Annotated in this window: 21 protein-coding genes; 10 read left to right on the top strand and 11 right to left on the bottom strand. The window is 38.7% G+C overall.

What is annotated here, in order from left to right; all coding sequences use genetic code 11:
* Positions 1 to 48: 48 nt before the first annotated feature.
* Positions 49 to 912: a CvfB family protein gene (locus AC4E8C_RS06535; protein ID WP_490211220.1), complete on the bottom strand. Its 864-nt coding sequence runs from the start codon at positions 910 to 912 to the stop codon at positions 49 to 51.
* Positions 913 to 1,071: 159 nt separating this feature from the next.
* On the opposite strand from AC4E8C_RS06535, the gene AC4E8C_RS06530 reads away from it, so the two are divergent.
* Together AC4E8C_RS06530 and AC4E8C_RS06525 are read left to right on the top strand one after the other, a co-directional pair.
* Positions 1,072 to 1,563 (top strand): YajQ family cyclic di-GMP-binding protein, encoded by a 492-nt coding sequence (locus AC4E8C_RS06530; protein WP_490211218.1) that lies wholly within the window; start codon positions 1,072 to 1,074, stop codon positions 1,561 to 1,563.
* Between the two features lie 148 nt (positions 1,564 to 1,711).
* On the top strand, positions 1,712 to 2,581 hold the full coding sequence (locus AC4E8C_RS06525) for an SDR family oxidoreductase (protein WP_490211216.1): 870 nt from the start codon (positions 1,712 to 1,714) through the stop codon (positions 2,579 to 2,581).
* Between the two features lie 81 nt (positions 2,582 to 2,662).
* Here the strand turns inward: AC4E8C_RS06525 and AC4E8C_RS06520 are convergent, their stop codons facing one another.
* A complete protein-coding gene (locus AC4E8C_RS06520) occupies positions 2,663 to 4,180 on the bottom strand; it encodes an alpha-amylase family glycosyl hydrolase (RefSeq protein ID WP_490211214.1) in 1,518 nt (505 codons plus the stop codon).
* Positions 4,181 to 4,298: 118 nt separating this feature from the next.
* Positions 4,299 to 6,146 carry an asparagine synthase (glutamine-hydrolyzing) gene (gene asnB / locus AC4E8C_RS06515; protein WP_490211212.1) on the bottom strand — a complete coding sequence of 616 codons (1,848 nt, stop codon included), beginning with the start codon at positions 6,144 to 6,146 and terminating at the stop codon, positions 4,299 to 4,301.
* Between the two features lie 231 nt (positions 6,147 to 6,377).
* Between asnB and AC4E8C_RS06510 the strand changes: the two genes are divergently transcribed.
* The gene (locus AC4E8C_RS06510) at positions 6,378 to 6,941 is read left to right on the top strand and encodes a DUF2777 domain-containing protein (protein WP_490211210.1); all 564 of its coding nucleotides are present in this window, start codon (positions 6,378 to 6,380) and stop codon (positions 6,939 to 6,941) included.
* A 45-nt stretch (positions 6,942 to 6,986) separates the two neighbouring features.
* Here the strand turns inward: AC4E8C_RS06510 and AC4E8C_RS06505 are convergent, their stop codons facing one another.
* The gene (locus AC4E8C_RS06505; RefSeq protein ID WP_490211208.1) at positions 6,987 to 8,015 is read right to left on the bottom strand and encodes a ThiF family adenylyltransferase; all 1,029 of its coding nucleotides are present in this window, start codon (positions 8,013 to 8,015) and stop codon (positions 6,987 to 6,989) included.
* A 169-nt stretch (positions 8,016 to 8,184) separates the two neighbouring features.
* On the opposite strand from AC4E8C_RS06505, the gene AC4E8C_RS06500 reads away from it, so the two are divergent.
* Positions 8,185 to 10,014 (top strand): aldehyde ferredoxin oxidoreductase family protein, encoded by a 1,830-nt coding sequence (locus AC4E8C_RS06500; RefSeq protein WP_490211206.1) that lies wholly within the window; start codon positions 8,185 to 8,187, stop codon positions 10,012 to 10,014.
* Positions 10,015 to 10,058: 44 nt separating this feature from the next.
* On the opposite strand, the gene AC4E8C_RS06495 is transcribed toward AC4E8C_RS06500, so the two are convergent.
* From AC4E8C_RS06495 to AC4E8C_RS06485, 3 genes are all read right to left on the bottom strand, one after another.
* Positions 10,059 to 10,331: a MoaD-like domain-containing protein gene (locus AC4E8C_RS06495; RefSeq protein ID WP_490211204.1), complete on the bottom strand. Its 273-nt coding sequence runs from the start codon at positions 10,329 to 10,331 to the stop codon at positions 10,059 to 10,061.
* A gap of 1 nt (position 10,332) precedes the next feature.
* Positions 10,333 to 10,605: a ubiquitin-like small modifier protein 1 gene (locus AC4E8C_RS06490; protein WP_490211202.1), complete on the bottom strand. Its 273-nt coding sequence runs from the start codon at positions 10,603 to 10,605 to the stop codon at positions 10,333 to 10,335.
* Between the two features lie 133 nt (positions 10,606 to 10,738).
* A complete protein-coding gene (locus tag AC4E8C_RS06485) occupies positions 10,739 to 11,098 on the bottom strand; it encodes a YisL family protein (RefSeq protein ID WP_490211200.1) in 360 nt (119 codons plus the stop codon).
* Between the two features lie 306 nt (positions 11,099 to 11,404).
* Between AC4E8C_RS06485 and AC4E8C_RS06480 the strand changes: the two genes are divergently transcribed.
* The 6 genes from AC4E8C_RS06480 (at position 11,405) to AC4E8C_RS06455 (ending at position 13,442) form a co-directional block, all read left to right on the top strand.
* On the top strand, positions 11,405 to 11,626 hold the full coding sequence (locus AC4E8C_RS06480) for a spore germination protein (RefSeq protein ID WP_490211198.1): 222 nt from the start codon (positions 11,405 to 11,407) through the stop codon (positions 11,624 to 11,626).
* A gap of 17 nt (positions 11,627 to 11,643) precedes the next feature.
* Complete coding sequence (locus tag AC4E8C_RS06475; protein ID WP_490211196.1) at positions 11,644 to 11,901, top strand: spore germination protein GerPB; 258 nt, start codon at positions 11,644 to 11,646, stop codon at positions 11,899 to 11,901.
* Between the two features lie 76 nt (positions 11,902 to 11,977).
* Positions 11,978 to 12,601 (top strand): spore germination protein GerPC, encoded by a 624-nt coding sequence (gene gerPC, locus AC4E8C_RS06470; protein ID WP_490211194.1) that lies wholly within the window; start codon positions 11,978 to 11,980, stop codon positions 12,599 to 12,601.
* On the top strand, positions 12,591 to 12,773 hold the full coding sequence (locus AC4E8C_RS06465; protein ID WP_490211193.1) for a spore gernimation protein GerPD: 183 nt from the start codon (positions 12,591 to 12,593) through the stop codon (positions 12,771 to 12,773). Before gerPC ends, AC4E8C_RS06465 begins: the two co-directional genes overlap by 11 nt.
* 2 nt (positions 12,774 to 12,775) lie before the next feature.
* A complete protein-coding gene (locus AC4E8C_RS06460; protein ID WP_490211191.1) occupies positions 12,776 to 13,165 on the top strand; it encodes a spore germination protein GerPE in 390 nt (129 codons plus the stop codon).
* Between the two features lie 58 nt (positions 13,166 to 13,223).
* Positions 13,224 to 13,442, top strand: a complete 219-nt coding sequence (locus AC4E8C_RS06455; RefSeq protein ID WP_490211190.1) for a spore germination protein — start codon at positions 13,224 to 13,226, stop codon at positions 13,440 to 13,442.
* Between the two features lie 42 nt (positions 13,443 to 13,484).
* Here AC4E8C_RS06455 and addA read toward each other — a convergent pair whose 3' ends face one another.
* The 4 genes from addA to AC4E8C_RS06435 form a co-directional block, all read right to left on the bottom strand.
* Positions 13,485 to 17,270: a helicase-exonuclease AddAB subunit AddA gene (addA, locus tag AC4E8C_RS06450; RefSeq protein ID WP_490211188.1), complete on the bottom strand. Its 3,786-nt coding sequence runs from the start codon at positions 17,268 to 17,270 to the stop codon at positions 13,485 to 13,487.
* Positions 17,263 to 20,760: a helicase-exonuclease AddAB subunit AddB gene (addB, locus tag AC4E8C_RS06445; RefSeq protein ID WP_490211186.1), complete on the bottom strand. Its 3,498-nt coding sequence runs from the start codon at positions 20,758 to 20,760 to the stop codon at positions 17,263 to 17,265. Before addB ends, addA begins: the two co-directional genes overlap by 8 nt.
* Before the next feature lie 163 nt (positions 20,761 to 20,923).
* Positions 20,924 to 21,478, bottom strand: a complete 555-nt coding sequence (lepB, locus tag AC4E8C_RS06440; RefSeq protein ID WP_490211184.1) for a signal peptidase I — start codon at positions 21,476 to 21,478, stop codon at positions 20,924 to 20,926.
* A complete protein-coding gene (locus tag AC4E8C_RS06435) occupies positions 21,468 to 22,133 on the bottom strand; it encodes a TVP38/TMEM64 family protein (RefSeq protein WP_490211183.1) in 666 nt (221 codons plus the stop codon). The genes lepB and AC4E8C_RS06435 overlap by 11 nt, the downstream gene beginning before the upstream one ends.
* Positions 22,134 to 22,154 lie beyond the last annotated feature (21 nt).

Raw genomic sequence — 22,154 nt, 5'->3', positions numbered from 1 at the left:
GCAATCCTTATTGTCTGTCATTAAGAATTAGAGTATGTACCACATTTTTTAATCTTTTTTTGCATAGGTCCAGCTTCCTTCTTGATACGCCTTTCCCTCTTTTAATAGCTTACCCAATGCCCGCTTAAACGCACCTTTACTGAGACCAAAGCGCTCTTGAATCTCCTCAGGCATACTTTTATCACTATACGGCATTGCACCATTTCTGCTCATCAAATATTCGTAAACTTTCGCTGCATCCAAGTCCTGGGATTCTTCTTTCCGGGCGAGCAATGAAACATTAATCGTTCCATCCTCTTTGACGTCAATGATACGTCCTTCAACCTTCTCACCCAATCGTGGCTCCTCTTGACGCTGGGATTCGTGAATAAATCCTTTAAACCCTTCAATGGTGTAAATCCAGCTGCCGACTTTCGCAGTTCGGTAAATATGCCCTTGTACATTTTTATTAAAATCTTTCCTTGTGGCACTAACTGAAATGGATTGGATCACCTGATCACTAGCCAGTCTCGCGTAAAGCAGGTAATTTCGGTTCAACCTTAATGTTACATAAACTAAATCTCCCGCCTGAGGCCAGACTGATTTATGGGCGGGGAGATCATCGGCACCCAATAAAATATCTTTAGGCAGACCAATGTTCAAAAAGACACCTATTTTCGGATTGGTATCTGTTACTTTGACCCAGGCATAGCTGCCCACTGAAACTTCTGGAATCATCATCGAGGCAGAGATTCTCCCTTGGGAATCAACAAATAAAAAAACCTCAACTTCTTCTTCCTCAACAAGTTCTCGCTTTGCTTGATTTTTATGAAGCAATACATCCTCATTACCATCTGTTAAAAAATAACCAAACTCAGCTATACGGGCCACGGTTAGAGTGGTTGATTGACCAATTAATTCATTTAAAGACATAATATAACTCCTTTTCTTTTTTTTCGGAGATTTTTACCTTGCAGTTGTTCGAACTGCTATATTTTACTATAATGTAGCCATAAAGTGAAACTTCAATCAGGGGTACCTCTTCTGATTGTTAGTTGAACCAATCGGTATATTACTGGAGGGTATGCAAATATGTCCAAAGATAGCTCATTTGATATTGTGTCCAAAGTGGAATTTTCTGAGGTGTCCAATGCTATTTCACAAACGATGAAAGAAATTGGCACTCGTTATGACTTTAAGGGCAGTAAAAGCGAAGTATCACTAGATAAAGAAGAACTTGTCCTCGTTTCTGATGATGAATATAAACTGGATCAATTAAAGGATGTCTTGTTTAGTAAATTAATCAAAAGAGGGGTACCGGTTAAAAACCTTGATTATGGGAAAATTGAAAAAGCATCTGGCGGCACAGTTCGCCAAAAAGCAAAGCTTGTTCAAGGAATTGATAAAGAAAATGCTAAAAAGATTAACACTATTATTAAAAACAGTGGCGTTAAGGTAAAAACTCAGGTCCAAGATGATCAAGTACGCGTAAGCGGTAAGAACCGTGATGACTTGCAAAAAATTATTTCATTAATTCGGGAAGCCGATCTTAGTATCGATGTGCAATTTATCAATTATCGATAATAGGACTATAAATTAGTTGTGTTTAGCTAAAGTTGAATCGGGATAAACAAAAGGCATAAGGAGTCATTCTTATGCCTTTTTATTTTAATGATAATTTGACTTTTTTTATCTAAAACTAACAATGATTATCGTCTTGGAGGGAATGCAAATGAGCAGTCAAAATCAACAAAAAAACACCTTTACACCCCAGCACCAAAACCATCAGCCCGGAGTCGAAGGAGAGATGAATCCTCGCCCTATTTCAGTTGATCCACATTTTAAACCTGGCGGAAAGTTATCAGGAAAGACCGCCATTATTACGGGGGGTGACAGTGGAATCGGAAAATCGGTTGCTATTTATTTTGCCAAGGAAGGGGCAGATGTCGCCATTGTATACTTAGAAGAACATCAAGATGCAGAGGAAACAAAGCAGCTGATTGAAGCTGAGGGGCGCCGCTGTCTTCTATTTTCAGGTGATATCGGAGATGAGAATTTTTGCTCTGAGGTCATTTCTAAAACTATTGAGCAATTTAATAAGCTTGATATTCTCGTCAACAATGCAGGAGAACAGCATCCACAGCAAAGTCTGCTTGACATTACATCTGCACAATTGGAAAAGACGTTCCGGACAAATATTTTTTCTTACTTTTATATGACAAAAAAGGCGCTGCCTCATTTACAAAAGGGTGCTTCGATTATTAATACTGCTTCGATTACTGCTTATGAAGGAAATGAACAATTAATTGATTATTCAGCTACTAAAGGGGCAATTGTTTCCTTTACCCGTGCATTGGCCAATTCACTTGCTAAACAGGGAATACGAGTTAACGGAGTAGCGCCTGGGCCGATTTGGACTCCACTCATCCCCTCAACATTTACAGCAGAACAAGTAGCATCTTTTGGATCCACAACACCAATGGGCCGCGCGGGTCAGCCTTATGAGCTGGCGCCAAGTTACGTTTACCTGGCCTCAGATGACTCATCATTTGTTAGTGGACAAATTCTTCACGTTAATGGAGGAACGGTCGTTAATGGCTAAAAAAACACGTATACCCAGGTAATTCTTAAAGATGTTAATAAAAAGAAAAGCGCATCGGCGGAGTATAACCGCCGATGCTTCCTATTCTTGGTTCATATTTTTCCCTCTTTTGATAATAAAGAAAAGGAAGATACATGATAAAAGGATAATTATACCGATCGCTACAAGGTATGCCATCTTAATTCCAGTCTTATCTGCAAGAACATAAATTTCGGAATAATCACGATCAACAATGAGAATATATTGATGATTTCGACTGCGAACAAGATCTCCTGCAAGTAAACCGCGAAGTTCTTTGTTATCCTCTATTTGCTTATCCGTAAAAATTACTTTTTGGGATTTGGTCGAATTATTAATTGCAATAATGGACGTTTCCCCTTTGTATTCACGTTTATATACAACCATTCCACCTTGATCATAAAGTTTTTCCATTGTTCCTCTTGTTAAAGATGGCAGTTTGTTTCTTAATTCAGCAAGCTTAGTAATGTAATCAATCAGTTCCTTTTCCGTTCGGAAGTTCATTTGCCGACGATTGTCAGGAACATCTCCACCTATTAACGCAATTTCAGACGCATAATAAACTAGAGGAATACCCGGGGTTGTATAAAGATAGGTTAAAGCCGTTTTCCAACGGGAACCAGGGAATTGTCTTTGGGCGACAATATCATTTGTAAATCTCGGTGTGTATTCATTATCAAGGAAATGCGCCATAAGTTCCGATTTTTGTTCATCCTTAATATTAAGAGTCTTAAAAGATTGTTTCGTTGTGGCAAAGGCTTCTCTTAATTGGCTGCTATGACCATAATCAAATAAACTGTCAATACCGGCATCTTGATAGCTTTTAAAGTCAATCACAGTTTGTTGTGATGGTATCCCCATTAAGAAAAAGTCCTTCTTTTCTAGCTTAATCGCATTGGAAAATTCCTTCCAAAAACTTAATGGAACATGATTAACCTCTGGCAAGCTATATCCATCTACGTTTGTTTTCTTAATCCACCATTTGGCTGCATCAACCAAATACTTTTTTACTTCAGGGTTTTCCTGATTTAGATCGGGCAATCCATCGACCCAGCCATTTTCAAGCTGCTCAGAATTATTCCAATCAGTAATTTCTTGTTTTGGATGAAACCAATCTTGTTTCGCAGTATCAGATACCCAAGCATGATTCGCAGCCGTGTTATTTGTAACAAAATCAACGATAACCCGCATTTTCCGCTTATGTGCTTCTTTTACAAGTTTTTGAAAGGTTTTAATTGAGCCAAAATGCTCGTCCGTTTTATAAAAATCCTTCACCCAAAATCCATGGTAGCCATTTTGCACATTATCAAAAATCGGTGTTAAGCGAATCGCTGTAAAGCCCATATCCTGTATGTAATCCAGCTTATCAATGATTCCTTGAAAATCGCCGCCATTATATGAATGGAGATCTTTTGCATTCAAATCGATATCATTTGATAAATCTCCATTGTTAAAACGGTCAACCATGATCGAGTAAACAGATTCGTCCTGCCACAGCCGTGTTTCTTTTTTTACAGCAGCTTGTGCAGGAAGTGATGAAAATAATAAAAATATAATCAGTAAGAATAAAATTTTTCTCATAGCTTGTCCTCCTCTAAAAAAGGAAGGGGGTCATATCCCTCTTCCCACTACCCATTTTAATCTAATCACGTTTTTATTCCAAATTTAATGTGTATTTTTAGGGATTTTAGAATTATGACTATTTCACGATATTTATATTATAATCTTTCACCCATGTGTGAAGCTGCACAAGGTATGCCAACAATTGTGGTCCTGTCATCAACTGGCCGAACCACGGTTCCTGAAAGGAATTCCCTCCCGACTCTACAAGACTCACCAATTGTTCCTTTTGGAAAAGCTCATGTAAAATCGAAGTTTTATCTTGTAATATAGTAGACATTAAATTTTGGATTGCCACTGTATATTCGGGATTGTGTGTTTTAGGATACGGGCTTTTTTTTCGATAGAGAACTTCCTCCGGAAGAATTCCCTCGAAGGCTTTACGAAGAATGCCTTTTTCCCTGCCTCGGTACATTTTCATTTCCCATGGGATATTCCAGACATATTCTACAAGGCGATGATCCGCAAACGGCACCCTTACCTCTAGGCTTGCCCCCATACTCATTCGATCCTTTCGATCAAGTAAAGTAGTCATAAACCAAGTCATATTTATATAAAATAACTCTCTCCGCTTTGCCTCCTCCACACTTTCTCCTTCTAATCTAGGTGTTTCGGCAATCGCCTGACGGTATTGTTCCAAACAATATTCACTCAATTTTAATTGATCCCGCCAGTAAGGTTTCAATAAATTCTGCCGTTCATGAACTGAACGCATCCACGGAAAACCAGGCCTCTCTAAATCTTGTTTACGATGAAACCATGGGTATCCTCCGAAAATTTCATCAGCACACTCACCGGATAGACTCACAACAAAATCCTTTTTAATTTCTTTACAAAACCACAGCAGGGATGAGTCTACATCTGCCATTCCTGGAAAATCTCTAACATGTGTGGCCTCAACTAAATCATTAACTAATTGTGTCTGCGAAATGGTTTTAGAATGATGGTGTGTTGTAAATTGGCCGGTCATCATCTCGATATATTTACCATCTGCATCAGGCTGAAATTCATTTGAGGAAAAATATTGGTCATTCCCTTCATAATCAATCGAATAAGTATGAAGCTGCCCCTTATCCTGCCCGGCAAATCCCTTTGATGCAATCGCTGTAATGATACTTGAGTCAAGTCCGCCAGATAAGAATGTACATAATGGGACATCCGAAACCAGCTGTCTTGTTACGGCATCCGTCACTAGGTAACGAACTTTTTCAGCTGTTTCCTCCACACTCTCTTTATGTTCCTCACTTTTCACATTCCAATAGCGCCAAATTTTCAAGCCATTTTTAGAAAATGTTAATGCGTGTGCAGGTCTCAGTTCTTTTAAGCCTTTAAAAATTCCTGAACCGGGTGACCGTGATGGACCTGCCCCAATAATTTCTGCAAGGCCTTCTTGGTTAATCTCTGTCTTCATTTCCGGATGGGCGAGAATTGCCTTGATTTCCGAAGCAAAGATGAGACCTTTTTTATGTTCGGTGTAAAATAACGGTTTTACCCCCAGACGATCTCGTCCGATAAAGAGTTGTTCTCTTTTTGAATCCCAAATAGCAAATGCATAGATTCCGTTTAAATAATTTACACACTCTTCTGCCCATTCTATATAGGCAGTTAACAGTACTTCTGTATCAGAATGACCTTTAAAAGAATATCCTTTAGTAAGGAGAATTTTGCGAATATCTTCCGTGTTGTATAATTCCCCATTGTAACAAATGGTGTAATTAGAACCCTGCTTATCTTTGGACATCGGCTGCCTTCCCCCCTCAGGGTCGACAACGATCAGCCGCTTATGCCCAAAACCAACATGTGTGTCGTACCAGATATTCGTTGCATCGGGCCCTCTTTTGGCTAAGGTATTCACCATTTTATTTAGGGTCTCTGCTTCACTTCCCATCGCTTTATCAAAATCTACCCATCCCGAGATTCCGCACATTCGCATCTCACTCCTTTACCAATTAATAACTGAACAGTTACTGCATGCTCTATACTATTCAGCCCAGATTAAATGGTTAATTGTCCTAAATTAGAAATGCACTTCTACCAAATTTAAGCGCAATCCTTGGTAATACCCTTTTATACTTAATATTTAAATATTACTTGGTTATAAAATGCCAAGATTATGTCTAAAAAGAAAAATGAAAGCCAATGGGTACGGAGGTTAATAATGGATCGACAACAACGACTACGGCTATTTGATCTTCAACAAAGGGCCTATAATGAAGGAACAGTAGAACAAATAAATGATCAATGGATATTTTTTGATGAGGAATCCGAAGAAGCAACTATGTTAGATGATTTTATACATCAAGAAATTGAAATTTTTCGGTTAAACCGCTGGAAAAAAGGCATAATGAATGAATCTGGGAAACTTCATTGTGGAAAGGAAGCCATTATGCTTCGTGACCATGACACGATTAGAATGAGGAAGCACTTAGTCTTTTCACTGGAAAGACTATTGGAAGGAATTAATGACGATGCCTTTTTCCAGTTTGTGACCACATTAAATTCTTTAAACTTCTCCATTTATGATTGCATCTATTGTTATAACCATTTATCCTTCCTCTCCGACGAAAATCGGAAAGATGGGGTAAATTTTATGGTTTTTGATAATCAAGAACAAATTTGTAATGTGCAGCATCATTTTTGTTATTATGAGAAGGTTAATGACCGGTTTGAATTCACCTTAAACACCGGCAAACGTTTAGTCATTGAAAAAATGATTTCATAAGAAAAAGGGATGGAACCATCCATCCCTTTTTCTATTTAAACAATTTTAGCTACCGATGTATTTCGAATAGAACATTTTAGCTTTTATTACGTCATTTGTGCCGTGAATTAATACACGGGCATCTTTAAAAACAACAATGGAGATGTCTTCTTCCGGAAAAAAGCGAAGTAAAAATTCGTTTCCTGAAACTCTTCCGCTATTTTTAAGGTTAGCGGCAGTCTTTTTTAAATCCAACTCCCCTTTTTGCCTTGGATTAATTTGAACCGTATCGCGTCCGCATAGGGTCGTATATGCTACCTGATGCTCAGATAATCGGTCTAGAAAATCATATTGCCCCTGCCCGCAGGTAGGACAATTAGGATTTCTACCCTGTGATATATCCATCTGCATGGTGGAATGATCCCATACATCGATTTGTTCAAGATTGGGTGTGGTGCTTGCCCCAACTAAAAGTTTAATCGTTTCCATAGCTTGAAAGGAACCAATGATATCTGTTAATGGTGATAATACCCCAATCGTATCACACGTTTCACCCGCCGTAGTTGGGACGTGTGGAAATAGACAACGATAGCAAGGGGTTGCACCGGGCTTAATTACCGCAAACATACCTCTTGAACTGACTGCACCGCCATGTACCCATGGAGTTTTATATTTTACGGCTACATCATTAATCAAAAAACGTGTCATGAAATTATCCGTACCATCTACAATCACATCAAAACCTGGTAATAATTCTTCCGCATTATCAAGATTTAAATCGGCGATCACTGCTTCAACCGTAACAGTAGAATTTATTTTATTTAATCGATTTCTGGCAGCAATCGCCTTTGGTAAATTTAATTTTGCATCTTCTTCATCAAATAGTGTCTGTCTCTGGAGATTTGATATTTCGACAAGGTCACGATCAATCAATCTAACATATCCAACACCTGAGCGGACAAGATGGTTTGCAATCACCGTCCCTAATGCCCCTGCCCCAACGATGACAACACGACTGTTCATTATCTTTAATTGACCCGCTTCACCAATCTCCTTAAAAAGAATTTGTCTTGAATACCGTTCCATATCATTCATAAACTTCCTCTTTTCTAAGCATCTATTCAATCCCAAGTTTCCCTCTTATTTTATCAAATTATTTTCTTCAATCCTTACTAATTTTTAATTTTAAAAAATTTTCAGAAAGTGTATAATGAAAATTAGGTAAATAGATTTATATAAAGTAAGTATGAAAGAGGGGATATCTTTGAATATTGGCGGCTTTAAAAACAAGGAAGTGTTAGTTGATTTAACAAATGGAACAGTGAATTACCGTGGAATTAATGAAAGCGATGCCAAAAAGTACATAGGCGGCCGCGGTCTAGGTGTTAAATATGTGCTTGATAACGGCCCTGAAGTTGAGCCATTATCTGCTGAAAACATTCTATGTTTTATGACTGGTCCTGTTACTGGTACACGTTCTTCCATGAGCGGACGTCTATGTGTGGTGACAAAATCTCCACTTACAGGGACGGTTACCGATTCTCATATCGGCGGTTGGACAGCTGCTCGGTTAAAATGGGCTGGAATTGACAATCTTATTTTCTCAGGAAAATCTGATAAACCTGTTTATCTTTATATTGAAGATGGGAAAGCTGAGATTCGCGATGCTTCAAACTTGTGGGGGACAAGTACACGAGCATTTATTCAAGCGATGAAAGACCAATACGGAGAAAAAGACCTAAGCGTTATGACAATTGGTCAAGCTGGTGAAAACACTGTTCGTTTTGCCTCATTTATTAATGAGCACGATCGAGCTGCCGGCCGTGGGGGAACAGCTGCGGTTGCTGGCTATAAAAAATTAAAAGCGATTGTTATCAAAGCAGCCCAAAAAGGGAATATGCCAGTACCAAAATTAGATGCAGAATATAAAGAAGCGAACAAAAAGGCTGTAAAAGCCATCTTAGACGGTGGTTTAACCGCACCGAATAAAGGCGGATTATCTGTTTACGGTACAAACGTGTTAACTAATTTAATTAATGAAGTTGGCGCACTTCCAACAAAAAATTCACAGTTAACTCATTGGGATGAAGCTGAAAAGCACAGTGGCGAATATGTAAATACCCACTTACGCGTTGCTAATAATACCTGTCATGCATGTCCCGTAGGCTGTAAAATCGAAGTTGAAGTAAGAGATGGCAAATACAAGACTCGTGTTGAAAGTATCGAATTTGAATCAGCTTGGTCACTTGGTTCCAACTGTCTATTAAGTGATGCCGAAGCTATTTCCTATATGATTGATCGCTGCAATGAATATGGTCTTGATACCATTGAACTAGGACATTGCTTCTCTGCTGCAATGGAAGCCTATGAGAAAGGGATTATTTCCGAAGAGCTCATCTGGGGCGATGCCGATTCCATGATTGAACTGACAAGAAAAATTGCTTACCGTGAAGGCTTTGGGGGCATTCTTGCTGAAGGTCCAGCACGTGCAACAGCATCTTGGGGGGCACCAGAACTATCCATGTCTGTTAAAGGGCAATCAATACCTGCTTACGACCCACGTGGTATCCAAGGGATTGGACTTGGTTATGCAACTAGTAACCGTGGTGCCTGCCATTTACGCGGATATACAGTCGCGAGTGAAATTGCTGGGATTCCAGAACCAACTGACAGATTAAAACCAGAAGGTAAGGGCGAACTTTTAAAAATATTCCAAGATATGTTAGCATTCTCAGATTCTATGAATATTTGTAAGTTCTCATCTTTCTCAGAAAATGCGGAGCATTATGCTGAGCAGTACAGTGGTATGACTGGCATTCCAATGACCGCAGATGATGTTATGAAGGCTGGGGAGAGAATTTATAATTTAGAGCGTTATTACAATAACCTTGCTGGCTTTGATAAGCGCGAAGATGATTTCCTTCCAAAACGCTTTACAGAAGAACCTGCAACTGGAAACAGTGCCGGACATGTAAGCCGGATGGATATTATGCTCGAAGAATACTATCAAGTCCGCGGCTGGAAAGATGGTCTAGTCACAGAACAAAAACTTCGTGAATTAGGTATTATCGATTCGGAAAGCCAATTAGTATAATAAACAAAGGCATCTGCGTATAGTAGCAGATGCCTTTCATTTTATTAACCGCCAATTCGTGTTGTTTTGAACCGGTAATTCTTGATCAAAAGATTAAGAGAATCCTCATCCTCTGCTATAAAACGAACCACCACAGCATTCACTGTAAAAACAGCTGTAAAGGAGATTTCTTCTTCGGATAAAATTTCGCCGCTCCAGCCCTCGGCTGAATAAACATAGGGAAAAGTATTTGTTGCCTGCTTAGCACCAAGTTCTTCAAAATACATACCGAGATGTTCTTTACTTATTCCACGGAATTCCAAATCCCTTATCGCCATATTAACCACCTGCAACGGGAGGGAAAAGCGCAAATTGATCTGCTTCATTTATTTCTGTCTGCAAATCGCTTAAATGAATGATATTTCTGCCATTTACGTATACATGAACAAATGGAAGCAGCTGTTTATCTACTGTAAAAATCTCAGCTTGTAATTCAGGAAACATTTCTACCATTTTATTTAAAACATCGATAACTCGATTACCATCAGGCTGAACCTCAACCGTTACTCCGCCGCAAATTTCCCGAAGATTTGCAAATACCTTCACTAGCATTTCTATCCTCTCCTCTCTCCATAGTTTAATATTAAAACCAGGAGCAATAGTTGTCACGCTGTTTTCACTATCAAATGCAAAATAAAAGAGCTGCCAAGAATATCGGGCAGCCCTGTTGAAATTATTTGGAGTTTTAAGGATGTAAAAAAGACATAGGTAATTTAATAAAGCCTAAATATAATACAAGCAGCAAGGCCACAACGAACTGAATCCAAAATACAGAAGTATTTCTGTTATTTGCTACTCGTCCCAAGATCATTTCAAATAGTGCAATCACCCATAGTCCGACAACTGTTTTTAAAATATACCAAACGTCAATTTTGTACACAGAAAAAAGAAGTCCTAAACCAGTACCAATAATCAGCAAGTATAGAACCCGCAAAATCATTTGAACTACTTTAGCTCCTTTTACTTTCCCACTTTTTATTAATGAGAGTGCAACAAAAAATAAAATTAATGCTAAAACCCATGCTGTAATATGTGCGTGAATCACTTTAACGCCTCCTTATGTATTTCGTTCCATATTGAAACTATCATACCATAGGTATAGTAAAAATACGAAATAAGTAATTCAGTATAAGTAGATAACTTGAGTAAATGTTTCTATAAATTGAACAATCCATCATAATCAATGGCGGCTGCATCCATCGCAAAGTTTTTTGGGCGATGGAATCACATTATTGCCGCCTATACATAACATGAAAAAGAAAGGGAAGCCCAGGAATCCTCTTTTTAGGCTTATTCCCGCAGACGTTATAGAGAAAGGTAATAAACTGTATAGATAAAGAGGGTGTTGTTCTTGCCAGCAATTGTTGGGGTTGCACAAGTTATTTCTTTAGGAAACAGCTCCGTTTTCCATATTGGTGATGTCTACAAAATCATGCCATTTTCGAATGCCAAAACATTCTCTGGAGCTGGATCGTTTAATACCGGTGAATCTTTAAATGTTCGTAACAATGTAAGTAATACTAATACAAATGATCCAGACGTGATTGATTCAGCCAACCTTCTTAATATGTAACAAATAGGTGGTCTAACATGAATTTTTATATTCAGCAGTCCATTCAAATAAATTTCATCAAAATTGGCGGTATAACTAATTCTTCCGTTCTGCAAATTGGCAGTGCGGGAATAATAAAACCACAGGCGAATCTATACAATACAGGAGGTTTTATTGGGCCGGCTCCAAAAGCAGCTAAACCATTTACAGGGGCTCAAAGTACTGGTTTACTTGAAGCTCCTGCTGTGCCCTTGCAGGCTCCTGTAAGGAGGACACAATCTAGTCAGTTGGCATGATTCACTTTCATGAAAAACTTGGAGATTATTAAACTGGTTAGTTAGGAAAAAGAGGAGTAAATAGTGAGGTGATAAAATGTATCAAGATATGAATCAATACTTTCAATGGCTGCAAATGTGTATACAAGCACAAGAACAAAGAATATTGTCTTTGGAAGCAACCATCAACAAAATGGCTGAGGAAATTAAACAATTAAGCCAAAAGCAGGCAATTCGTGTAGATAGGATTGAATATAAATTTGATCAATTGAAGGTGGAAACACTCGAGGGGACATTAAACATTGGCTTAAATCCTAACGACTTGTCAGGAATTGAGGATTTCGCGGTACAAAATCAATCACTAAATACCCCCTTTACTCCAAAAGACCTGATGCAAAGATCGATGAAAATAGAAGAAGCCGTTTATCAATATCTAGAAACAGATTTACCTCGAATTATAGAAGAGACCCAAAAGCAACTAAGAATGGAACCAGGAGACACCTATTTAGCCTTCATAAAAGACGATATCATCAAACAGCTTCCTAACAGGATTGACTATCATTTAAAAGCTCAAACTGCCCAAAATCCTTCTCAAAAGCCTAAAGAAGATACGAATGATCTTATTATAGAAGCGTTAAAACAGGAAATTCAAAATGGCGTGAATGCTTTTTTAACTCATCTGCCTGAACATGTGAAGGGAATGAAGAGTAATGAATTTTGAAGTTTATAACAGGGATGTTTGCGTTGGAGACATTAGAATCACAGGGGTAGCCAGTTCCTCGTTGGTGTTGGTCGGCGATACAGAAACAATCCAATTGTCCTCTACTTTTGATACACCTGCAGAATCATTAATAATTGGACCCTTTGTTCCATTAGCACCGGAAGGGACGTAAACATGCTTCAACGAACTTCCTATGTTGACAAAATCGCTGTAAAGATTGCATCCTTTGCCTCCATTATCCAACTAGGCGATTCATGCATTATTAATGGGTTATCACGGGCTATTGCTGTTCAAAGGGAAGCAGAAATTTTTCTTGGGAATGAAGGCAGTTTTGCTGCTTATCGTGTATTTTCCGAACCTATTCCTTTGCCGCAAATAGAGGAAGCATTTTCTATCAGAACCCATAATCCCAAACCATTAATTAAGGTACAAACAATCGATATAATTGGTGTATCCTCCTCTTCTATTTTACATGTTGGAAACAGTAAACATATATCCATGGAGGCAAGAGTTAAGCACATACGTCAGCTTCTTCCACATGGCCATGAACAGGACATGGCGTAACCGCATATAGTACTGCAAAAGCAAATATCTCGAAAGAAACAAGAAAAGGATGTTTTTGATGCCAGCTATTCTTGGTCCAGTTCAAATAGTAAATGTAAGTGGAGGAATTGTACAATTCGGTGATACTGTTTATATCTCCCCAAAGACTGGTTCGAAAACGTATGCCGGCTCTGGTGGATTTAATACTGGCGGATTCATAGTCACCAATACCGGGTTGAGCGGTACCAATGTTCTTGACACTAATTTAATTGATCAGCCGATTGTGGGAAACAATTAAAAAATGACATAAACCATCCATGGTCTATGTCATTTTTTATTGTTATTCTTTTTCCACCTTTAAAATATGGGCACCGTCAAAGAAAAATAAATATCTTTCTGTAACTTTTCGTTTCCAAATTTGTTCGATGGCTTTTGTGTATAAGTTAATCTGCATTTTGTATCGCTTCTCGAGGATGGGTTTAGCCTGCTGGAAACCGCCTTTATAACGATTAGTTATTCCATCTGTTTTATAGTCAATTAAGACTAGACCATTCTCATCCTCAATCATGCAGTCAATAATCCCTTGGACGAAGATGGACTCGTCTGCCTCATTCCAATCAGGGTACACCTCACTTGCAGGCAATGAGAGTGTAAAAGGAATTTCTCTATGAATGGATTTGGCATGGAAAAATCTTTCCCCCAAATTCGAGTGGAAGAATTGAACAATCAATTTACGGTCAATACCCCCTGCTTGTTCTGGGGTTAACAACTCATTGACAATCATCCATTCTAATTGTTCTTCGATAGATTCTTCAGTTATTTGTTTAGACAAGTCTACATGCTGCATCACCATATGCATGGCCGTCCCTCGCTCGGCGGGGCTCAATTGTTTTTCCTGCATAAACTTGGGACGCTTTAAAATGGATTTTTGAAAGCGTCGGATGAGGTCGGTACTACCATGCTCATCAGCGGTTTCCCGCATCCGTTTCATTTCGGTTACTGACTGTTTGGAACGATGAATAGCAGCCTGTTGGAATGGGTATTCCCATGTTAAACGATCATGGATCTCTCCCGCAAATGTTGATTCAATTGGGATTAGTTCTGATCTCTGAACATTTTCTAAGAAGTGGTCCTCCTCATCCACAATCGCTGTTTCTTGATTTCTGATATCATCCGCATTTAAAGTAGTTATTTTCCAGGAAGATGGGTGGTTCCTAATCTCTGTTGGAATATCCACATAAGTTTCCAGTGTCACCCTTAATTCGCTTCCGTTTTGATGACGGATAAGAGCAGGACCTATCCAGTCAATGTAACTCATGGCCGATGCTCGCTCGAAATCCTTTATCAGCCATTCTGAATGGGGAGCAGCGTCATTCCATTGGTCAGTTACTTTCCTTACATCTTTTAATGTGCCAATCATGTATAACTTTTCTTTTGCTCTTGTCATTGCGACATATAAGACACGCATTTCCTCTGCAAGCATTTCCATTTTCTTTTTTCGCTTAAAAGCAATTTGTGGAAGCGATGGATAGGTAATACGTTTCCTAGCATTCACATATCTTGCTGCAAAGCCATATTCTTTATCCAGCAAATAGGGTTTGCGAATATCCATCATATTAAATTGCCTTGCCATTCCTGCCATAAAGACCACTGGAAATTCCAGCCCTTTACTGCTATGAATAGTCATTATGCGAACGACATCCTCCTGCTCACCAAGTGCTCTTGCGGCCCCAAGGTCGTCTCCTCTTTCAATCATCCGTTCAATAAACCGTAAAAATCGAAATAATCCCCGGAAAGAGGTTTGCTCATATTGACGCGCTCGATCATATAAGGCTCTTAAATTGGCCTGGCGCTGTTTCCCACCGGGCAGACCACCGACAAAATCATAAAATTGCGTTTCACGGTATAACTGCCAAATTAACTCTGATAGGGACCCTTGTCTTGCTATTGTCCGCCAGTTTCTTAATAAATCATAAAAATTGCGTACTTTTTCATAAAAGGACTCTTGTTTTTCCGCAGCATGACTCAAACAAAAGGCGGATACCGCCTCCCAATAGGAACCACGCTTCCCGTATATACGGATCCTTGCTAATTCTTCCTCATTTAAACCAACTATTGGTGAACGTAACACGGCAGCTAATGAAATATCCTGGAATGGGTTATCAATCACTCGAAGGAGCGACATCATAATGGATACTTCAGTTGCTTCAAAGTACCCTGTTGATAAATTGGCATAAATAGGAATTCCTTGCTGCTTGAATTCCTCCATAATTTGCGGTGCCCAGGTCATCGAACGAAGGAGAATGACCACATCCCGATACATCAGTGGTTTTTCAGATTTGGTTTTTGAATTGTAAACAGGCGCACCACTTGATATTAATTCTTTAATTTTAGCTGCCATCACTCTCGCTTCCAGCTGCGATTGCTCCATGTCGACTTTATCAAATCCGCCGGCTTCCGATTCACTTTCCGAGTCTATATCTGCTGGCAATTCTACATTCCCAACCTTTTGGTCAATCAGTATTAATTCTACTGGAAATGGCTGATCCTCCGGATATGGAGCACCGTTCCGCAATTCTGCCGCTTCGTCGTATTCAATTTCTCCGACCTTAACACCCATTATTTGTTTGAATAAATAGTTAGTGGCATCAAGTACTTCTTTTCTGCTTCTAAAGTTTCGGGCAAGATCAATTCGGAGTCCTCCCCCATTGCCATCAACTGTGAAGCGATTGTATTTTGCTAAAAAAAGATGGGGTTCAGCTAATCGAAAACGATAGATTGATTGCTTAACATCCCCGACCATAAACAGATTGCCCGCTTGTTCATCATCTTTTGTAACAAGCCTTAATATCGTTTCCTGCACCATATTCGTATCTTGATACTCATCGCAATAGACCTCATGAAAATGATTGCGGTATGAAAGGGCTGCTTCTGATGGAAGAAATTCACCTTCTGAAGTGACACCTTCTGTTAATATGGCAAGGCAATAATGCTCTAAATCCGCATAATCAACTAGACCCTTCTCTTTCTTTACCTTTTCAAAACGAATGGAGAATTCCTTTACAAGATAAATGAGGGATTCTATTAATGGATGCATCTCTTCCATATCTCGCAAAAAGTTCTCTGGTTTTCTGGAAAAAAGCTCCTCTTTAATATCTTGAATTTTCTTCTTGGCCTTGTCCCTCAACTTTTGAGCTTTCTCTGTTAGTTCTTTATCAAATTGATCCCCTTTGACTTGTTTAGCCCGAGAAAAAGCCCATGTTTGCATCGCCTGATATAATGTGGTCCATGAGTCCTTCTGTGCCGACACTAGTGTTTCAATTACTTGTAAATCATCCACGAAATTTTCCGCTCTTGGTGCTGGACCGTTTGGAAGTTTGGTAAGCTCGAGACCCTGCCTTATCATTTCCTTCGCAGCTTCCAATTGTAATTTAACATCAAATAGCAAGGACTGAATAAAGGGAAGTTCCTCTAATTTTGTTATATTTTTCACATCATACATAGAAACGATCGATTGTAAGTAGTCGTCAGGGAGCGGATTCGAACATGCAAAGTCATAGATGGAACGAATGATATCCATTAAGGCCGCATCGCTTCGATCATTTGTGAAAGAATCTACTAAATTAAAAAATGGCTCGTTATCCTTTTTTCCATATTCCTCTTCAAACAGTTCATCCATTACTTCATCTCTTATTAATTGTGCTTCTGTCTCATCAGCGATTCGGAAACCGGGATCAATATCGATTAAATAATAATATTTACGGATTACTTCCATACAAAAGGAGTGTAACGTTGAAATAGAAGCCCTATTTAATAAACTAAGCTGCTTTCTTAAATGCTTTGAGTTGGGATCCTGATCAATGGCCTTTTCTAATGCTTCTCCAATGCGGTGGCGCATCTCTGCAGCGGAGGCATTTGTAAACGTAACAACTAACAATTCATCAACATTAATTGGCTCTTCCTTTGAGATGATTTTTTGAATAATTCTTTCCACAAGGACGGCCGTTTTCCCTGAACCAGCTGCAGCTGCGACTAAAATATCCTTATTCTTAGCTGCAATTGCTTTCCATTGATCGTCCGTCCATGTCACCCCCTCTGGTTTCGGAGGGATTATAAAGTTATTCATCTACATTCCGCTCCTTTCTGATGATGTCTAATATATCATCCTTGGAATGAGGTGTAAGTACCCTAAAATGATTACTTGCCATAGATTCATCAAATTGACAAACAGTCTTGTAAGCACAAAATGTGCAGGGGGTTTTGTCCTTCAATTTATATGGTGCAATATCCACTTTCCCATTTATAATGTCATTGCCGGTTTGCTGATATAAATCACGAACATGGTGTCTAAGATTATCAAATTCTTCTAAACTTGCAACCTTTGATTTTTTTGATAAATTCCCGTCTTTCTTAATACCAGCAGCTACAATGTGCGAGTCTCCTGATTCTAATGTTTGGTCCATGAGTTGAATAACCTTTTGGTCACTCAGCATTAAACCATTCATCTTAAATTTTTTCATTATTTCTTTTTCAATTTCATCTATGGTTAACATTTTTTTAGAATTAATAAATGGATTATGAACATGGAAATAAAGGACACCTGCAGGGGTCGCTTTCAGCTCTACTAATTCATTAGAATGGGTCATGACTATATCCAGATAGGTTAACATTTGCAAGGCAAGACCATAATAAACCTCAGTTAAATTGACATCCTTCTCACTGGATTTATAATCAATAACTCGTAAAAAGACACTATCATCATCTGCTTTTGCTTTATCGACTCTGTCAATTCGGCCTGCTAATTCCATTCTTTTTCCATCTTTCAAAGAAAATGTTAATGGCGGGAGATCAGCATTTGTCCCAAAACCCAACTCCAAACCAATCGGTGAAAACCCGCTTACTTTGGCATGCTCACTTAAAACAAGTGAAGCGCGGGTTATGATTTGTTCTAATTTTCTTTGAATATAATGATGCCGCTCCGAACTTAGTAATATTTCATTTTGCAGCTTAGGTGCTAATGTCTTAACTGCCTCTTTTGAAAGGTGTTCACATTGCTGTGGTGTTAACTCAGCCCAGGACAAGTTTCGTTCATTAACAACATCAGCAATCTGTTTTAATGCCGCATGAAATAGTTCTCCAATGTCAGGTGCCTCTAAGCGGAAAATTTGACGCTCCCTTAGTTTGAGTCCATGCTGGGCAAAATGAGAAAAGGCACATCCATTAAATAATTCCATCCTTGAAACACTAGCTTGTATTGTCTCCCCATATAGCTCATCGGACACCTCTTGGGATAGCTGGACAGTTTCATTGGAATAAAAGAGACTTGAAAATACTTTTTCTGCCTGGCTTCTCCACGGGCTTTTCAGATAGAAGTTATATACATCCCACCAAAGATTAGAAATTGGATAACTTCTCTTCCTCCATTGTAATTGAGAGTTGAGGTAGGAAAGTGATGCCGTAAGATTAGATACAAAACTTAACTGCCCGATTTCATCTAGTTCTGAAGGGTCTGTTACATAGTGGGCTTCACAGGCATCCGGGAACATGTCCTTAAACCGTTTAATGTACGATGAAGGAATTAATGCTTTTCCTTCATCATTGGCAAGTGGGTAACTAACATACAGCTTGTCTGTTGGCGCCGTAAAGGCTTTATAGGCAAGGAAATTCTCATCGAGAAGACGTGTCCGGCTGCTTGGTGCAATCGTAATCCCTGAGGATAGTAATAACTCACGCTCTTCTTCAGCCAGAATGCTCTCATCAGAGATTTTAGCCGGCAAAACGCCCTCATTCACGCCAACTACAAAAACAATTTTGATATCATTTAATCTCGATTTTTCTAAATCCCCAATTAATACCTGATCAAGGGCTGGAGGAATAAGAGAAAAATACAATGATTCAAAGCCTGCTTCTAATATAGCGGCAAATTCCTTTAATGTGACCTGCTCCTCCCCTAATATTTCAACATACTGATCAAGCAGATCAATAACAGCATTCCAAACTTGCTCATGCTCACGCATTTGGACAAGCTTTCCTTTTTCTTCAGCCGCTATTTTCCACTTTTCAAGTTTTTCGGGAATATCTAATTCTTCTAAATATAGGTAAATCGCTTCACAAAGTTTACGGCCTGTATCTGCTTTTTTCAGCCTTCTGGACAGCCGTAAAATAGGGGCTGATACCATCAACTTTAAATTATTTAATTCTTGCTCCAACTCTTTTTCCGCGTCCGTTTGAATATTGGCAGTTGCTTCAAGACCTTTAAAGCGTTTGTAAATCCAGCGATCCTTTTTCGTCCATTTACTGCCTTTGATTCCATAGGCTAAACAGAAATTTTCCAGTCTATCCATCTTTTCACGCATTTTAAAGGCGTTTTCCTCTAAGGGATATAGTAGTTCTGTTTTAATTGCTCTAAATACAGGTTCATACCGCCAATAAGAGTTAATTACCTCAAGGCTTGAGCGAATGAACTCAATAAGCGGGTGATTAAGCATCGTCCGTTTTTGATCAATAAAGTACGGAATATCATAGTCGTCAAAAACCGGTTCAATGATTTCATGGTATACCCCGCCATTTCTAATTAACAAGGCAATATCTCGATACCGATAGTCCTTTTTCCGAATAACATCACGGATTTCTCTGGCAATGCCTTCTATTTCGGCTCTCCGATTAACGGCATGGCCTATTTGAATCATGGTCTCACCATGGAAGACAGCTGCAGGGCGCGCATTAAACTTAGCCTCTAAGTGCAATAAGGAAGAGTGATTCCATTTTTTTGGTTCGTTTAGAATGATCGGCTGTTCCAGTTGAATGCCGTTTGTCCTTGCTAAAGTATAGATGTTGTAACATGTCTCACCTGATGAACGGAACAAGTCAAGTTCATCAGGTACTTCATCCAAATATAATCGGTCTGTTGTCATCGCCATAGAAACTGTTTTGCAACTTTTCATCAATTCATCAATGACACGATATTCCTGTGGTGTAAAACTGTAAAACCCATCAATATAAATTTCTGCCTGTTGTAAGTATGTAGAGGCGGAAATTTTCTCTGCTAAGAGACGGAAATAATCTTCTGAATCAATATATTTACCAAAGACTTCATCCTCAAATTTTGTATAAATTATTTCCAAATCTCTTAATTTATCTTGTAATGCTTTTGAAGAAGTTTGATCTTGTTTTCCGTCCTGTACTGAACCATGAATCAGATCACTTGGATTCAAACAGTATCGCTTGAATTCTATAATCATTTGTTCTATTTGTTGAATAAAACCATTTTTATCTGCTGCCCGTTGAAAAATAGTTAAATTTTCTTTCTGTTCGTCAATGATTTTACGAATTAGCATATTCATACCAACACTGCTTAAATGAATACGGCTAATCCCCCCTGTTTCCTGCAGGATCCGCCACGCTAAGCGAGAAAAACTAAAAACCTGAGCCCTAATCATTCCACCAATGCGGGAATCAGCAGCCAAATGATATTCCGTTAAAAATGTCATTTGCTCGGGAACAATATATATGATCGGGCTGCCCTCTGGATTTTCGATTAGCTTTCCCCTTATTTCGTCAAGAACCATGGCTGTTTTGCCGCTTCCTGACCGCCCAATGATCATTCTTAATGACATAGGGATACCTCACTTTCATGCAAACTCCGTATCTTTCATTCTATCATAAAACAAGTACAAACGTTTGTATTTTACTAGGAAGGTTCCAACCAAAAATGGAAATTGTTTTTTAGCGAGTATTAAAAAAAACACGATTTTAGAATCGTGTTTACCCTTTTATCGTTTAAAAATGTACATCCATCTCATTCAATGGCCAATAACGCAAATCCACTTTTCCAACCACTTGACTTGCAGAAATAAATCCAAATTGACGGCTGTCCCAGCTTCCTAGCCGATTATCTCCCAGAACAAATAATTTGCCCTCAGGAACTGTATTTTCACCCGTAATTTCCTTCAAACTAAAATCTCCAGTTATCTTAACACCAGGTGATTTTTGTTTATAAATCGTTAAAAAGGGTTCCTCATATTTATGTCCGTTAATATACAATTGATCATTACGATATTCAAGTTTATCACCTGGCAATCCAATAATACGTTTGACAAAATCCTCTTTGGCATTGGCGTGAAACACAATAACATCAAATCGATTTAACTCTCCCACTTGATAACCAAGTTTATTAACCACCAGTTTATTTCCATCCTGAAGTGTCGGCATCATCGATTCGCCTTCAACAACATAATTGGAAAAGAAAAAAGTACGAATAAAAGCAAAAATAATAATTCCTATGGCAAAAGCCTTAACCCATTCTAGTCCTTCTTTTTTCCATTCAATTTTCATTGAAGCTCCTCCGTTTCTCCATCTCTTTATGTCTCTCTATTTCTCCATTATGGTCAGTTTCCATGTGCTTATTCATTCTTACTTCCATTCTTTTTCCTATTAACCATAAAATAAATATAACAAACAAAACAATAATTGTTCGAAACGGCTTTGTTATTAATGAATGGAGATCATAGCCGATAAAGCTAATGGTAAAAATCATCACCATTTTCCCGATGCCCACTGCCAGCATGTATTGGGCATAACTAATTTTTGAAAGGCCTGCGACAATGTTTACAACAGCCGAAGGAGTAAACGGAAAACATAGTAATAAAAAAAGCGGGCTAAATCCATGTCGGTCCACCCAGTCCATTAATTTGCGGACTTTTGGATGCTTCGGTATAAAAGATAATAACCTTCTTTGCCCATATCTTCTGACTAAGAAAAAAACGAGAAACGCTCCAAGACAAGCTCCCAGCCATGAATATAGAAAGCCTAACCACAGTCCAAACGCACTGGCATTCGCCATTACAAAAACGAACAGAGGAAGAAACGGCAAAAATGCTTCAATGACGATCAACAATATGCCTGGAATCGGTCCAAGGGCCCGATATTCTTGTATAAGACTCATTACATGTTCAAGTGTAAACCAAGCTTTTAATGATTCGAAGTCCATGCCGTTTTCTCCTTTATTTTA

The sequence above is a fragment of the Neobacillus sp. SRL179 genome, assembly GCF_984799095.1.
Note: the sequence above shows the minus strand (reverse complement) of the source record. Positions and strands in the feature narration are given on the sequence as shown.